Here is a 16,188-nt window from a genome sequence, read left to right on the forward strand (position 1 = left end):
CCGCACCGTTACAGAACAAACGCGTTTCGGGAGCACCCCGCGGCACCTCTAAACTGACCCCCGTGACCGAGAACGCTCAGCAGCAGCCATCAGCGCCCGAGACCGAACTGCCGACCCAGTACGCGCCGGCCGACGTAGAGGGGCCGCTGTACGAGCGCTGGGTGGAGCGGGGCTACTTCGAGGCCGACGAGAAGAGCGACAAGCCGCCCTTCGCCGTCGTCATCCCCCCGCCCAACGTCACCGGCAGCCTCCACCTGGGCCACGCCTTCGAGCACACGATCATCGACGCCCTGACCCGCCGCAAGCGCATGCAGGGCTACGAGACCCTGTGGCAGCCGGGCATGGACCACGCCGGCATCGCCACCCAGAACGTCGTCGAGCGCGAGCTGGGCAAGGAGGGCAAGTCCCGCCACGACCTCGGCCGTGAGGCGTTCGTCGAGCGCGTCTGGCAGTGGAAGAGCGAGTCCGGCGGCCAGATCTCCGGCCAGATGCGGCGCCTCGGCGACGGCGTCGCCTGGTCCCGTGAGCGCTTCACCATGGACGAGGGCCTCTCCAAGGCCGTCCAGACCATCTTCAAGCGCCTCTACGACGACGAGCTGATCTACCGCGCCGAGCGCATCATCAACTGGTGCCCGCGCTGTCTCACCGCGATCTCCGACATCGAGGTCGAGTACCAGGACGACGACGGCGAACTCGTCTCCATGAAGTACGGCGAGGGCGACGAGACGATCGTCGTCGCCACCACCCGCGCCGAGACGATGCTCGGAGACACCGCGGTCGCCGTCCACCCCGAGGACGAGCGGTACAAGCACCTGATCGGCAAGCTGATCAGGCTCCCGCTGACCGACCGCTCCATCCCGGTCGTCGCGGACGAGCACGTCGACCCCGAGTTCGGCACCGGCGCCGTCAAGGTGACCCCGGCGCACGACCCGAACGACTTCGAGATCGGCCAGCGCCACGACCTGCCGTCCATCACCGTCATGGACGAGCACGCCGTCATCACCGCCCACGGCCCCTTCCAGGGCCTGGACCGCCTGGAGGCCCGCTCCGCCATCGTCGCCGCGCTGCGCGCCGAGGGCCGGATCGTCGCCGAGAAGCGGCCCTACGTCCACTCGGTGGGCCACTGCTCGCGCTGCAAGACCACCATCGAGCCGCGGCTGTCCATGCAGTGGTGGGTCAAGGTCGGCCCGCTCGCCAAGGCCGCCGGTGACGCGGTCCGCGACGGCAAGGTCAAGATCCATCCGCAGGAGATGGAGAAGCGGTACTTCGACTGGGTCGACAACCTCCACGACTGGTGCATCTCGCGCCAGCTCTGGTGGGGCCACCGCATCCCGGTCTGGTACGGCCCCGACGGCGAGGTCGTCTGCGTCGGCCCCGACGAGCAGCCGCCGGCCGGCGAGGGCTGGCACCAGGACACCGACGTCCTCGACACCTGGTTCTCCTCCGGCCTGTGGCCCTTCTCCACCCTGGGCTGGCCCGAGCAGACCGAGTCGCTCGCGAAGTTCTACCCGAACTCCGTCCTGGTCACCGGCTACGACATCCTCTTCTTCTGGGTCGCCCGGATGATGATGTTCGGCCTCTACGCGATGGACGGCACCCCGCCGTTCCACACCATCGCCCTGCACGGCATGGTCCGCGACCAGTTCGGCAAGAAGATGTCGAAGTCCTTCGGCAACGCGGTCAACCCGCTGGACTGGATGGACAAGTACGGCTCCGACGCGCTCCGCTTCACGCTCGCACGCGGCGCCAACCCCGGTGTCGACGTGCCGATCGGCGAGGACTGGGTCCAGGGCTCGCGGAACTTCGCCAACAAGATCTGGAACGCCACCCGGTTCGCGCTGATGAACGGCGCCACGATCGAGGGGCCGCTGCCGGACGCGTCCGCGATGTCCGCCACCGACCGGTGGATCCTGTCCCGCCTCAACTCGGTCGTGGCCGAGGTCGACGCGTACTACGAGGACTACCAGTTCGCCAAGCTGTCGGACGCGCTGTTCCACTTCGCGTGGGACGAGGTCTTCGACTGGTACGTCGAGCTGTCCAAGACGACCTTCCAGGCGGGCGGGGAGGCGGCCGAGGTCTCCAAGCGGGTGCTGGGCGAGGTCCTCGACGTCACGCTCAAGCTGCTGCACCCGGTGGTTCCGTTCGTCACCGAGACGCTGTGGACGACGCTGACGGGCGGGGAGTCGCTGGTCATCGCCGACTGGCCCGCCGACTCCGGCTTCCGGGACGCTTCGGCCGAGCGCGAGATCGAGTCGCTCCAGTCGGTCATCACCGAGGTCCGCCGCTTCCGCGCCGACCAGGGCCTCCAGCCGGGCCAGCGGGTGCCTGCGCGGCTCACGCTGACCGGTACGGCGCTCGCTCCGCACGAGGCGGCCATCCGTCAGCTCCTCCGCCTCCAGCCCGAGGGCGACTCCTTCACGGCCACGGCCACCCTCCCGGTCGCCGGCGCCGAGGTCGCCCTCGACCTCTCCGGCACGATCGATGTCGCCGCCGAACGCAAGCGCCTCGCGAAGGACCTCGCGGCCGCGGAGAAGGAGAAGGCGGCCGCCACGGCCAAGCTCGGCAACGAGGCGTTCCTCGCCAAGGCCCCGGACGCGGTCGTCGACAAGATCCGCACCCGCCTGGCCAAGGCCGAGGAGGACATGCTCCGCCTCCGGTCCCAGCTGGACCGCCTCCCGCAGGCGTAAGTGACCGAAGGCCCCCGGCGTCCCCGCGACGCCGGGGGCCTTCGCTTGCCCGCGGGGCCGCGGGGGTGCCGCTGCGCCCACCCGTGCCGCCCCAGCGGCACGACTGCCCGCAGCTGGGCGGGTGGTCACGAGGGGCCCGCCGTCGGACCACCACGCGCGGGACACCACCCCCTCCGTAGACTGGGCGACGTGAGCGACTCGCCCGGTAACAACGACACGCCCGACCCCCTCGCCGACTTCGACGACATCATCGCCGAGGAGACCGACCGCGACCCCGACCTCGCCGTGATCGAGGCCGGCAGCCGCACCCTGCGTACCCAGGGCGGCCCGCCGGAGGCCGACGTACCGGCCCGCCCCGAGGACCCCGAGGTGGACCGCGCCCTGCGCGAGGTGGAGACCGAGCTGGCCACCCGCTGGGGCGAGACCAAGCTGGAGCCGTCCGTCACCCGGATCGCCGCCCTGATGGACGTACTGGGCGACCCCCAGCGCGCGTACCCCTCCATCCACATCACCGGCACCAACGGCAAGACCTCCACCGCCCGCATGGTCGAGGCCCTGCTCGGCGCCTTCGAACTGCGCACCGGCCGCTACACCAGCCCCCACGTGCAGTCGGTGACCGAGCGCATCAGCCTGGACGGCGCCCCGATCAGCGCCGAGCGCTTCATCGAGACGTACGACGACATCAAGCCGTACATCGAGATGGTCGACACCGCCCAGGAGCACCGCCTCTCCTTCTTCGAGGTGCTCACCGGCATGGCGTACGCCGCCTTCGCGGACGCGCCCGTGGACGTCGCCGTGGTCGAGGTCGGCATGGGCGGAAGCTGGGACGCGACCAACGTGATCGACGGTGACGTGGCCGTGGTCATGCCGATCTCGCTGGACCACACCGACCGCCTCGGCGGGACGCCCGAGCTGATCGCCACCGAGAAGGCCGGCATCATCAAGCCGGACTCGACCGTGATCATGGCCCAGCAGCCGGTCGACGCTGCGCAGGTGCTGCTGAAGAAGGCCGTCGAGGAGAACGCCACCGTGGCCCGCGAGGGCATGGAGTTCGGCGTGGTGGACCGCCAGGTCGCCGTCGGCGGCCAACTGCTCACCCTGCGCGGACTGGGCGGCGAGTACCCCGAGGTCTACCTCCCGCTGCACGGCGCCCACCAGGCGCACAACGCGGCCGTCGCCCTCGCCGCCGTCGAGGCGTTCTTCGGCGTCGGTGCCGAGCGTGCCGAGCGGCTGGACATCGACACCGTGCGCAAGGCGTTCGCCGCCGTCTCCTCGCCGGGCCGGCTGGAGATCGTCCGGCGTTCCCCGACCGTGGTGCTGGACGCCGCGCACAACCCGGCCGGCGCGGAGGCGACCGCCGAGGCGGTGCGTGAGTCGTTCGACTTCAGCCGGCTGATCGGCGTGGTCGGCGCGAGCGCGGACAAGAACGTGCGCGGGCTGCTGGAGGCGTTCGAGCCGATCTTCGCGGAGGTCGTCGTCACGCAGAACTCCAGCCACCGCGCGATGGACGCGGACGAACTGGCCGGTATCGCCGTCGAGGTGTTCGGCGAGGACCGCGTGCAGGTCGAGCCCCGGCTGCCGGAGGCGCTGGAGGCCGCGATCACGCTGGCCGAGGAGGAGGGCGAGTTCGCCGGCGGCGGCGTACTGGTCACCGGTTCGGTCATCACAGTGGGCGAGGCGCGCCTGCTGCTTCGGAAGGGCTGAGGTAAACCGCTCGTGCGTACGCTCTGTTCATCGACGCTGATCGGCGAGTTCTTCGTCATCGGGTTCGCCGGTCTGGTCGCCATGAAGGACCCCTCGCTGGCCATGTCCACGGTGTGGTGGGTCTGCGGGGCCGCCATGGTGCTGTCCGTGCTGCTGTGCGGCATGGTGACCCGGCCGGGCGGCGTCGCCCTCGGCTGGGCCCTCCAGCTCGCCCTGATCGCCTCGGGCTTCTTCGTCCCGATGATGTACTTCCTGGGCGCCGTCTTCGCGGCCCTGTGGTGGGCCTCGGTCCACTACGGCCGCAAGATCGACGAGGCCAAGGCCCGCTTCGCGGCGGCCGCGGAGGCCGGTTCCTCCCCTACGGCTGACGCTGCGTGACGAGGGCGCGGACACGCCCTGTAACCTCGTGCCACCGCACGTCAGTCGTAAGGAGCCTCCCGTGACCCAGCGCACCCTCGTCCTGCTCAAGCCCGACGCCGTCCGGCGTGGCCTGATCGGCGAGATCATCGGCCGTATCGAGCGCAAGGCCGACTGGCGGATCGCCGCGCTGGAGCTGCGGAGCCTGGACCGGGGCATTCTGGAGCAGCACTACGCCGAGCACGTGGGCCGTCCGTTCTACGAGCCCCTCGTCGAGTTCATGTCCTCCGGCCCCGTCGTCGCGATGATCGTCGAGGGGGAGCGGGTCATCGAGGGTGTGCGGCAGCTCGCCGGGCCGACGGACCCGATCGCGGCGGCTCCCGGTTCCGTCCGGGGCGACTTCGGGGTCATCGTGCGCGAGAACCTGATCCACGCCTCGGACTCGGAGGAGTCCGCCGAGCGCGAGGTGAAGATTTTCTTTCCGGGCCGTGACTGACCGGTGCGGTGCGGGCCCGTCCGGGCCACACCGTGAGGAGTTTCAGGGAATTTTTTTCTGAGGGTCCGTCAGGCCCCCCGGATATCCCGCCGCCGGACGGCCGTACCATTTCGGCCGTCCCTCGGCATATGCGTTGCCGTTCGGGGGAACGCATGCCCCCGATGGACCGTCTCCACGAGCGAGGCGGCGCGTCATCTGCTGACAATGGGCGAAGACCCTCGCGCGGTGTTCGTGCAGGCGCGTCTACGATGGAAGCCTTCACGTCACCGCACCCACCTCGCCGACCTGAAAAGCCCTCAAAAGCTTCCAGGGAAGGCCCGTCGAATCCTGATGGGGAACTCAATGTCGTTCATCGGCCGTGACATGGCTGTCGACCTCGGGACCGCCAACACGCTGGTGTACGTCAGGGGTCGCGGGATCGTACTCAACGAGCCGTCCGTCGTGGCGATCAACACCAACACCGGTGGAATCCTCGCGGTAGGTGCCGAAGCGAAGAAGATGATCGGCCGCACGCCGGGCAACATCGTGGCCGTGCGGCCGCTGAAGGACGGTGTGATCGCCGACTTCGAGATCACCGAGCGGATGCTCCGCTACTTCATCCTGAAGATCCACAAGCGGCGGTATCTGGCCCGGCCTCGGGTCGTCGTCTGCGTGCCCTCGGGCATCACGGGCGTCGAGCGGCGCGCCGTCATCGAAGCCTCCTCCCAGGCGGGCGCCCGCCAGGTGCACATCATCGAGGAGCCCATGGCCGCGGCCATCGGCTCCGGCCTGCCGGTCCACGAGGCCACGGGGAACATGGTGGTGGACATCGGCGGCGGCACCACGGAGGTCGCGGTCATCTCCCTCGGCGGCATCGTCACCGCCCAGTCCATCCGCGTCGCGGGTGACGAACTGGACAACGCGATCATCCAGTACATCAAGAAGGAGTACAGCCTCCTGCTGGGTGAGCGGACGGCCGAACAGATCAAGATCACGATCGGTTCGGCGTACGACCTCGACTCCGACGAGCACACCGAAGTCCGCGGCCGGGACCTGGTGTCCGGGCTGCCCAAGACCGTCGTCATCTCCGCGGCGGAGGTGCGCAAGGCGATCGAGGAACCGGTCAACGCGATCGTCGACGCCGTCAAGACGACCCTGGACAAGTGCCCGCCGGAGCTGTCCGGCGACATCATGGACCGGGGCATCGTGCTCACCGGCGGCGGCGCCCTGCTGCGCGGCCTCGACGAGCGGCTGCGCCGGGAGACCGGCATGCCGATCCACATCGCCGAGGACCCGCTCGACAGCGTCGCGCTCGGCTCCGGCAAGTGCGTCGAGGAGTTCGAGGCGCTGCAGCAGGTGCTCGACGCCCAGCCGCGCCGATGACATGACACCTCGATTCCGCCGTACGAGAGGTCTGCTCTCGTGCGGCGGATCGTTGATATAGAGGCATAAGCTCCCCCAACGGACCCCCTTCGATTCGCGCATCGGCAACGGCGCTTTATCGGGGGTCCCCGAATTCCTATAGAGGAAGGGCACGGCCGCCGCACGTGAGGGACACGAAAGAGAGCCGGCTGCTCCTGGTCCTGCTGATCGCCATCGCGTTCGCACTGATCACGGTGGACATCCGCGGAGGCCGGAACTCCCCGGTCGACGGAGCCCGGCAGGCCGCGGCCGCGGCCTTCGGCCCGATCGAGAACGGAATGTCCACGGCGGTGGACCCGGTGGGCAACGCCGTCTCCGCCGTCCGGAACTCCGGAGAGCGCCATGACCGGCTCGCGGTCATGGAGAAGGAGAACGCGGCGCTCAAGGCCAAGCTGGGCAGTGACGACCGCACCCGCAGCCGTCTGAACCAGCTCGACAAGATGCTGAAGGTCGCGGGCCGGGGCCAGTACGGCATCAAGGGCGCCCAGGTCATCGCCATAGGAGCGGCCCAGGGCTTCTCCTGGACCATCACCATCGACGCGGGCGCCGACGACGGCATCAAGCGGGACATGACCGTGCTCAACGGCGACGGCCTGGTCGGCCGCGTCACCACGGTCGGCCCCGACACCGCCACCGTGCTGCTCGCCAACGATCCCGACTTCACCGTCGGCACCCGGATGGAGGGCAACGACGAACTCGGCTTCGCCTCCGGCCAGGGCGACCGCCCGCTGCGCGTGGAACTCCTCAACGGCAAGGCGGAGGTGAAGAAGGGCGACCGGCTCGTCACCTTCGGCTCCCAGGCCGACAAGCCGTTCGTGCCCGGCGTCCCGGTCGGTGTGGTCTCCCGTGTCGACCCCTCCGGCGGCGGCCTGACCCGCACGCTCTACGTCACCCCGTACGTCGGCTTCAGCAAGCTCGACATCGTCGGCGTGGTCGTGGCGGGACCGAAGAAGGACCCGCGCGACGAGGTCCTCCCGGCCAAGCCCAAGCCGGTCCCGACGCCCACGGTGACCGTCACGGTCACCCCCTCGGCGGACGGCTCCGCGCCGGACGACACCGACACCGACGGCCAGCAGCAGTAGGAGCTGAACCCCCATGCGCCTCAACCGCGTCCTGCTCTCCACCGTGCTGGTGGTCGTCGCCCTGGTGATCCAGGTGAGTGTCCTGGCCCGCCTCCACCTGCCCGGTGCCGTGCCCGACCTGCTCCTGCTGACCGTCCTCGGCCTCGCCCTGGTGTACGGCCATGTCGGCGGCGCCCTGGTCGGCTTCGGCGCGGGCCTCCTCGCGGACCTCGCTCCGCCCGCCGACCACGCGGCCGGCCGGTACGCCCTTGTGCTGTGCGTCATCGGCTACTTCGCCGGGCTCGCGAAGCCCGAGACCGGCCGGCTGAAGTCGGCGACCGGCCCGATGGCCGTCGTGGTCGCCGCCGCGATCGGCTCCACCCTGCTCTACGCGGGCGTCGGCGCCCTGGTCGGCGACACCGCCGCCCGCCATGTCGGCCTGCCCGGCCTGCTGTTCTCGGCCGCGCTGTACGACCTGCTGCTGGCCCCCTTCGTGGTGCCCGGCGTGATGTGGCTGGCCCGCCGCGCGGACAACGACCCGCTGGCCGAGTCCGGCCCCGCCGCCAAGGCCGGGAACATCTCCTCGGGTTGGCTCTCCTCCGGCACCGGCCTGCGCATCGGCTCCCAGCGAGGCTTCGGCGCGCTGAAGGCCAGGGCCCGCACCCGCTCCGCCCGCGTCGGCCGGATCAAGGGGGTCAAGCGGCTGTGACAGCCCCCGAGTTCACCCGAACGGGGAAGAACCGGCGGAACCGGCCCAGTTCGGCCGCACGTTCATCATCCGTACGCGCATACCAGTCCCGCGCTGAGAGGGGGAGTCAGCAGCAGTGACCGCCCACCCGTCGCCCGCCACCACCCTTCCAATGAATGGGCTGCGCCCATGACCAATATTCCGGAGACCGGGCGGACCCCACGGGTCCAGATCCGGCTGGTCGTCATCCAGATCCTCGTGCTCTCTCTGCTCGGCACCCTCGGCGGCCGGCTGTGGTACCTCCAGATCCGCGAGGGCGCCGCGTACCAGAAGGAGGCGTCCGGCAACCACGTCCAGCAGGTCGTGGACCCCGCCGTGCGCGGTGACATCCTGGACGCGCGCGGAGTCCCGCTCGCGGACAACGAGACGCGGCTCGTCGTCTCCGCCTCCCGCACCGACCTGCTCAAGCAGAAGGACGACGGCAAGGGTGTGCTGGCCAAGCTCGCCGCCGTCCTCGGCCTGAAGCCGGAGGAGGTGCAGCAGAAGGTCCGGCTGTGCGACGCCAAGACCCCCCAGCCCTGCTGGAACGGCTCGCCGTACCAGCCGATCCCGATCACCGACGAGGCCACGCCCAAGCAGGCCCTGCAGATCCGGGAGCGCGCCGAGGACTTCCCCGGCATCACCGCCGAGCCCGAGGCGGTCCGCCGCTACGGCGCGCCGGGCAAGGCCAACACCTCCCAGGTCCTCGGGTATCTCTCCCCGGTCACCGACGAGGAGATCCAGAAGGCCAAGGACACGGACTCGCCCTACCTGCGCTCCGACATGGTCGGCCGCTCCGGCCTGGAGCGGCAGTACGACAAGGAACTGCGCGGCAAGGCCGGCGTCACGCGGTACGAGGTGGACAACCTGGGCCGGGTCATCGGAAAGGCCAAGGCCGACCCGGCGGAGTCCGGTTCCAACCTGGTCACCAGCATCGACGCCCGTATCCAGCGGGTCACCGAGTTCGAGCTGGACAAGGCGATGAAGGTCGCCCGTCAGCAGTTCGACAAGATCACCGGCACCAACTACAAGGCGGACTCCGGTGCCGCCGTGGTGATGGAGGCCAAGACCGGCCGCATCGTCGCCATGGCCTCGGCGCCCGACTACGACCCGAACGTCTGGGTCGGCGGCATCTCCGCCAAGGACTACCAGGCCCTCACCGGCAAGAACTCCGACTACCCGCTGCTGAACCGGGCCATCCAGGGCCAGGCCGCACCGGGCTCGACCTTCAAGGTGGTCTCCACGGCCGCCGCGGTCGAGGCGGGGTACGACTTCAACGGCCGCTACCCCTGCACGAGTTCGTACTCGGTGGGCGGCCAGGTCTTCAAGAACTTCGAGGGCGAGAGCTTCGGCCCGATCCCGCTGGGCCGGGCGCTCGAGGTCTCCTGCGACACCGTCTTCTACTACCTCTCCGACCAGGAGTGGAAGAAGGACGGCGGCATCAACCCGAAGAAGGGCCAGCCCAAGGACTTCTTCTACAAGGCCGCCCACCAGTTCGGCCTCGGCAAGGAGACCGGCGTCGACCTGCCCAACGAGGTCACCGGCCGCGTCCCGGACCGCCAGTGGAAGCTGGACTACTGGAAGGCCAACAAGGACGCCTGGTGCAAGTACGGCAAGAAGGACGGGTCGTACGTCGAGAAGATCGCCTACGAGAACTGCCTCGAGGGCAACAAGATGCGTGAGGGCGACTCGATCAACTACTCCATCGGCCAGGGCGACACCCTCGTCACGCCGATCCAGGAGGCGGTGATCTACGGCGCCGTGGCCAACGGCGGCACGATGTACCACCCGAGCATCGGCAAGGCGGTCATCAGCGCGGACGGCAAGTCGGTGCGCGAGCTGAAGCCGAGGCCCTCGGGCAGGCTGCCGGTCAGCAAGGCCACCCTCAAGGGCATGGACGAAGCCTTCGCGGGCGTCATCACCCGGGGTACCGCCGCGTGGAAGTTCGGCGGCTGGCCGCAGGACAAGATCCCGCTGCACGGCAAGACCGGTACGGCGGAGGTCTACGGCAAGCAGACCACCTCCTGGCTGGCGACCTACTCCAAGGACTACACGGTGATCATGACGATCGCCCAGGCCGGTACGGGTTCCGGAGCCTCCGGTGAGGCCGTGCGCAACATCTACAGCGCGCTGTACGGCGTCCAGGGCGACGGCTCGATCGACAACAAGAAGGCGATGCTGCCGGAGCCGCAGAAGACCCTCCCGAAGGTCCGTCCCGACGGCACGGTCGCCGCGCCCAAGATCAGCACCGACCCGGCCAAGGACGTGGAGGCCGCGCAGAAGAACAACACCAGCAACGACGAGGACCAGCCCCCCGCCACCTCGCCGTCACCCAACACCAACAGCAACACCCGCAGGCGGCCCCGCCGGAGGGGGAGCCGGAGGACGCGCACATGACCGGCAACACCTTCTCCGTCTCCGGTTACGGCCCGAAGCGGGCCGGCTGGACCAGGATCCTCGCCCGTGACTCGCTGGCCCGCAGGCTGGACTGGCCGATACTGCTGGCGGCGCTCGCACTGTCGATGATCGGCTCCCTGCTGGTGTTCTCGGCGACCCGCAACCGCACCGAGATCAACCAGGGCGACCCGTACTACTTCCTGATCCGGCACTTCATGAACACCGGCATCGGGCTCGCCCTGATGATCGGCACCCTGTGGCTGGGCCACCGCGGCCTGCGCAACGCGGTGCCGATCCTCTACGGCCTCTCGTTGGCCGGCATCCTCGCGGTGCTCACCCCGCTGGGCTCCACCGTCAACGGCGCCCACTCCTGGATCGTCTTCGGCGGCGGCTTCTCGCTCCAGCCCTCGGAGTTCGTGAAGATCACGATCATCCTGGGCATGGCGATGCTGCTGTCCGCGCGGGTCGACGCGGGCGACAAGGCGTACCCGGACCACCGCACGGTGCTCCAGGCGCTCGGGCTGGCGGCGGTGCCGATCCTCATCGTGCTGCTCATGCCCGACCTGGGGTCGGTCATGGTGATGGTCATCATCATCCTGGGCGTGCTGCTCGCCTCCGGCGCCTCCAACCGCTGGGTGTTCGGCCTCATCTCGGCCGGCGCCATCGGTGCCATCGCCGTGTGGCAGCTCCACATCCTGGACGACTACCAGATCAACCGGTTCGCGGCCTTCGCAAACCCGGAGCTGGACCCGGCGGGCGTCGGCTACAACACCAACCAGGCCCGTATCGCCATCGGCTCCGGCGGGCTGACCGGTGCCGGGCTGTTCCACGGCTCGCAGACCACGGGCCAGTTCGTGCCGGAGCAGCAGACCGACTTCGTCTTCACCGTCGCGGGCGAGGAACTCGGCTTCCTCGGGGCCGGCCTGATAATCCTTCTCCTCGGCGTCATCCTGTGGCGCGCCTGCCGCATCGCCCGCGACTCGACCGAGCTGTACGGCACGGTCGTGGCGGCCGGCATCGTCGCCTGGTTCGCCTTCCAGGCGTTCGAGAACGTCGGCATGACGCTCGGCATCATGCCGGTCACCGGCCTGCCGTTGCCCTTCGTCTCCTACGGCGGCTCCTCGATGTTCGCGGTGTGGATCGCGGTGGGGCTGCTGCAGTCGATCAGAGTGCAGCGGCCTATGTCGGCGTGAGCCTTCGGCAGCCCGGCCATCGGGCCCGGTCAGGTTTCCCTTCGGGGCGACCTGACCGGGCCCTCGGCGTTTCCGGGAGCGTGCGCGGCCGCGGAGTGCGGCGGTCCGCCGGGTCGGACCTGCGGCCCCGACCGTTCCCGGGGGCTGGTTGAGATCGCGGAGGCGTTCTAGATTCGGTTCATGGCGGACGTGAAGCGGGAGATCGAGCGGAAGTACGAGGTGGCGGGCGATGGGCCGCTGCCCGAGCTGGCCGGGGCGGGGGCGGTGGCGGACGTCGTGGACAGAGGTGTGGTCGAGCTGGACGCCGTCTACTACGACACCGCCGACGAGCGGCTGGGTGCCGCCTCGCTCACGCTGCGCCGCCGTAGCGGAGGCGCGGACGCCGGGTGGCATCTGAAATTCCCCGTCGCTCCCGGTGTCCGGGACGAGATCCGGGCCCCGCTCTCGGACACCGTGCCCGGGGAGATCGCCGAGCTGGTGCGCTCACGGGTCCGGGGTGCCGAGCTGGTCCCCGTGGTCCGGCTGCGTTCCGCCCGCGACGTACGGCACCTGGTCGGCGCGGACGGGACCCTGCTGGCCGAGGCGAGCGTGGACACCGTCGACGCCGAGCGGCTCAACCGCGCGGGCGGCACCGCACACTGGACCGAGATCGAGGTGGAGCTGGCCGACGGCGCCGACCCGGCCGTGCTGGACGCCGTCGAGGAGCGGCTCGCTGAGGCGGGGGTGCGGCCGTCGAAGGCGCCGTCCAAGGTGGCCGAGGCGCTGCGCCGTACCGGCGGCTCCCGTGCCCGCTCGGCTGGGCGGGCGGCGGAGCCGGTGACGGCGGGAGACCACGTCCTCGCGTACCTCCGGGAACAGCGCGAGGCGATCCTCGCCCGCGACCCCGGTGTCCGCCGGGACCTGCCGGACTCCGTGCACCAGATGCGGGTCGCCACCCGCCGGCTCCGCTCCGCCTTCCGCAGCTTCGGCTCCGTGCTGGACCGGGACGCCACCGCCCCGGTCGCCGCCGAGCTGAAGTGGCTGGCCCGCGAACTCGGGGCGGGCCGGGACCAGGAGGTGCTGGCGGAACGGCTGTCGGACGCCCTGGACGCGGTCCCGCCCGGCGAGGTCACCGGTCCGGTGCGCGAGCGCCTCGGCTCCTGGGCGGCCGCCCGGCACGGCAGCACCCGCGGCCGGCTGCTCGGGGTGCTGGACTCCGCCCGCTACCTCGCCCTGCTGGACAGCCTCGACACCCTGCTCGCGGACCCTCCGCTGCGGAAGAAGGCGGCGCGCAAGCCGGGCAAGGTGCTCACCCGCGCGCTGAAGAAGGAGGGTGACAAGCTGGCCCGGCTGGTGACGGCCGCGCTGGAGCTGCCGCCCGGCGAGGACCGCGACCACGCCCTGCACCAGGCCCGCAAGCGGGCCAAGCGCGCCCGGTACGCCGCCGAGGCGGCCGTCCCCGCGCTCGGCGGCTCCGCCCGCGCCCCGGCCCGCGCGGCGAAGAAGCTGACCAGCCTGCTCGGCGAGCACCAGGACAGCGTGCTGGCCCGGCAGACCCTGCGCGAGCTGGCGGCGGTGGCGCACGCGGCGGGGGAGAGCGCGTTCACGTACGGGGTGCTGTACGAGCGGGAGGAGCAGGCGGCCCGGCGTACGGAGGAGAAGCTGCCCGGCAAGTGGGCGAAGGCCCGCTCCGCGTTCCCGCACTGAGCTCGGCGTACGGGGGACGCGCCCGGACGGGTTAGGCTTGATGGTCACCCTTCCAGCCTCCGGCCGGGAGATGTCCTCAAGTCAGCTCACGAAGGTAATGCCGCGATGTCTGTCGAGTCGGTCTTCCCGCAGCTCGAAGCCTTGCTCCCGCATGTGCAGAAGCCGATCCAGTACGTCGGCGGAGAACTGAACTCCACGGTCAAGCCCTGGGACGAGGCCGAGGTCCGCTGGGCCCTGATGTACCCGGACGCGTACGAGGTCGGTCTGCCCAACCAGGGCGTCATGATCCTCTACGAGGTGCTCAACGAGCAGCAGGGCGTCCTCGCCGAGCGCACGTACAGCGTGTGGCCGGACCTGGAGGCGCTGATGCGGGAGCACGGCGTCCCGCAGTTCACGGTCGACAGTCACCGTCCGGTGAAGGCGTTCGACGTGTTCGGCCTGAGCTTCTCCACCGAGCTGGGCTACACCAACATGCTCACGGCCCTGGAGCTGGCGGGCATTCCGCTTCAGTCGCGGGACCGTACGGTCGACGACCCGATCGTGCTGGCCGGCGGGCACGCGGCCTTCAACCCGGAGCCGATCGCGGACTTCATCGACGCGGCGATCATCGGTGACGGCGAGCAGGCCGTGCTGGACATGACGGAGATCATCCGCCGCTGGAAGGCGGAGGGCCGGCCCGGTGGCCGCGAGGAGGTGCTGCTCCGGCTGGCGAAGACGGGCGGGGTGTACATCCCGGCGTTCTACGACGTGGAGTACCTGCCCGACGGCCGGATCGGCCGTGTGGTCCCCAACCGCTCCGGTGTCCCGTGGCGTGTCTCCAAGCACACGGTGATGGACCTGGACGAGTGGCCGTACCCGAAGCAGCCGCTGGTGCCGCTGGCGGAGACGGTGCACGAGCGGATGTCGGTGGAGATCTTCCGCGGCTGCACGCGCGGCTGCCGGTTCTGCCAGGCGGGCATGATCACCCGCCCGGTGCGCGAGCGTTCGATCACCGGTATCGGTGACATGGTCGAGAAGGGGCTCAACGCGACCGGCTTCGAGGAGGTCGGCCTGCTGTCGCTGTCCTCGGCGGACCACTCCGAGATCGGTGAGATCGCCAAGGGCCTGGCGGACCGGTACACCGACGACAAGATCGGCCTCTCGCTGCCGTCCACCCGTGTCGACGCGTTCAACGTCGACCTGGCCAACGAGCTGACCCGCAACGGCCGCCGGTCCGGTCTCACCTTCGCCCCCGAGGGCGGCTCCGAGCGCATGCGCAAGGTCATCAACAAGATGGTCTCGGAGGAGGACCTGATCCGTACGGTCGCCACCGCGTACGGCAACGGCTGGCGGCAGGTGAAGCTGTACTTCATGTGCGGTCTGCCGACCGAGACGGACGACGACGTCCTCCAGATCGCCGACATGGCGACCCACGTGATCCAGAAGGGCCGCGAGGTCTCCGGCTCGGGCGACATCCGCTGCACGGTCTCCATCGGCGGCTTCGTGCCCAAGCCGCACACCCCGTTCCAGTGGGCGCCGCAGCTCTCCGCCGAGGAGACCGACGCGCGCCTGCAGAAGCTCCGCGACAAGATCCGGGGCGACAAGAAGTACGGCCGCTCCATCGGCTTCCGGTACCACGACGGCAAGCCCGGCATCGTCGAGGGCCTGCTCTCGCGCGGCGACCGGCGCGTCGGCGCGGTCATCCGCGCGGTCTACGAGGACGGCGGCCGCTTCGACGGCTGGCGCGAGCACTTCTCCTACGACCGCTGGATGGGCTGCGCGGACAAGGCGCTGGCCGAGTTCGGCGTCGACGTCGACTGGTACACTACCCGCGAGCGCTCCTACGAGGAAGTCCTCCCCTGGGACCACCTCGACTCCGGCCTCGACAAGGACTGGCTCTGGGAGGACTGGCAGGACGCCCTCGACGAGACCGAGGTCGAGGACTGCCGCTGGACCCCCTGCTTCGACTGCGGTGTGTGCCCGCAGATGGACACGGCCATACAAATCGGCCCGACCGGGAAGAAGTTGCTTCCTCTCACGGTCAAGAACGCTGCGCCGACGCCGAGCGGTCACTCACACTGAGATGAGTGACGCACTCGTTCGGGTGATGGATGCTCTGGCGGGGGCAAGTGAGGACGAGGTGGCCGCTGCGCTGGCAGCTGTCGGGGCTTCCAGCCGTCGGCAGCAGGAGCAGCAGAGAGGACCTTGTACGCCTCTGCCGGGCACGGGAGGGACCTCGGCCATCCACTCAGAGGTGGAGTGGGTCTGAGGCTTTCGGCCTCACTGAAGCGTTTCTGGCGACTACTAAGCCCCCTTCGACGCGGAGGGGGCTTAGTAGTGTCGGCGCTCGCTAACGTCCGTGCACGGTGAGGTGCGTCGGGAAGAGTGGGTGCGCGGTGACCTGCTCGAAGATCCGTTCTGGTCGCTTTGGCAGCTTGATATTCATGACGGCGATTGCTGGATACAGTCGTTTTGTTACTACTGGTTGCGGGGGCAACTA

At 69.9% G+C, this 16,188-nt stretch carries 11 protein-coding genes; all 11 read left to right on the forward strand.

The window, feature by feature from the left end:
• Window positions 1-62 precede the first annotated feature (62 nt).
• The 11 genes from E5082_RS28335 to E5082_RS28385 all read left to right on the forward strand — a co-directional run bounded on the left by E5082_RS28335 (window position 63) and on the right by E5082_RS28385 (window position 15,770).
• Window positions 63-2,687: a valine--tRNA ligase gene (locus E5082_RS28335; protein ID WP_135794098.1), complete on the forward strand. Its 2,625-nt coding sequence runs from the start codon at window positions 63-65 to the stop codon at window positions 2,685-2,687.
• A 189-nt stretch (window positions 2,688-2,876) separates the two neighbouring features.
• Window positions 2,877-4,391, forward strand: a complete 1,515-nt coding sequence (gene folC, locus E5082_RS28340; protein WP_135794099.1) for a bifunctional tetrahydrofolate synthase/dihydrofolate synthase — start codon at window positions 2,877-2,879, stop codon at window positions 4,389-4,391.
• Window positions 4,392-4,403: 12 nt separating this feature from the next.
• Window positions 4,404-4,769 (forward strand): DUF4233 domain-containing protein, encoded by a 366-nt coding sequence (locus tag E5082_RS28345; RefSeq protein ID WP_135794100.1) that lies wholly within the window; start codon window positions 4,404-4,406, stop codon window positions 4,767-4,769.
• A 61-nt stretch (window positions 4,770-4,830) separates the two neighbouring features.
• Window positions 4,831-5,244, forward strand: a complete 414-nt coding sequence (ndk, locus tag E5082_RS28350; RefSeq protein ID WP_135794101.1) for a nucleoside-diphosphate kinase — start codon at window positions 4,831-4,833, stop codon at window positions 5,242-5,244.
• A gap of 342 nt (window positions 5,245-5,586) precedes the next feature.
• Window positions 5,587-6,606 carry a rod shape-determining protein gene (locus tag E5082_RS28355; RefSeq protein ID WP_020940056.1) on the forward strand — a complete coding sequence of 340 codons (1,020 nt, stop codon included), beginning with the start codon at window positions 5,587-5,589 and terminating at the stop codon, window positions 6,604-6,606.
• Window positions 6,607-6,770: 164 nt separating this feature from the next.
• Window positions 6,771-7,727: a rod shape-determining protein MreC gene (mreC, locus tag E5082_RS28360; protein WP_135794102.1), complete on the forward strand. Its 957-nt coding sequence runs from the start codon at window positions 6,771-6,773 to the stop codon at window positions 7,725-7,727.
• A gap of 13 nt (window positions 7,728-7,740) precedes the next feature.
• On the forward strand, window positions 7,741-8,415 hold the full coding sequence (gene mreD, locus E5082_RS28365) for a rod shape-determining protein MreD (protein ID WP_135794103.1): 675 nt from the start codon (window positions 7,741-7,743) through the stop codon (window positions 8,413-8,415).
• A 168-nt stretch (window positions 8,416-8,583) separates the two neighbouring features.
• Window positions 8,584-10,830 carry a penicillin-binding protein 2 gene (mrdA, locus tag E5082_RS28370; protein ID WP_135794104.1) on the forward strand — a complete coding sequence of 749 codons (2,247 nt, stop codon included), beginning with the start codon at window positions 8,584-8,586 and terminating at the stop codon, window positions 10,828-10,830.
• Complete coding sequence (gene rodA, locus E5082_RS28375) at window positions 10,827-12,023, forward strand: rod shape-determining protein RodA (RefSeq protein WP_135794105.1); 1,197 nt, start codon at window positions 10,827-10,829, stop codon at window positions 12,021-12,023. Before mrdA ends, rodA begins: the two co-directional genes overlap by 4 nt.
• Before the next feature lie 180 nt (window positions 12,024-12,203).
• On the forward strand, window positions 12,204-13,709 hold the full coding sequence (locus E5082_RS28380) for a CYTH and CHAD domain-containing protein (RefSeq protein WP_135794106.1): 1,506 nt from the start codon (window positions 12,204-12,206) through the stop codon (window positions 13,707-13,709).
• Between the two features lie 105 nt (window positions 13,710-13,814).
• Window positions 13,815-15,770: a TIGR03960 family B12-binding radical SAM protein gene (locus E5082_RS28385; RefSeq protein WP_135794107.1), complete on the forward strand. Its 1,956-nt coding sequence runs from the start codon at window positions 13,815-13,817 to the stop codon at window positions 15,768-15,770.
• Window positions 15,771-16,188 lie beyond the last annotated feature (418 nt).

The sequence above is a fragment of the Streptomyces griseoluteus genome, assembly GCF_004784465.1.
GTDB lineage: Bacteria > Actinomycetota > Actinomycetes > Streptomycetales > Streptomycetaceae > Streptomyces > Streptomyces griseoluteus.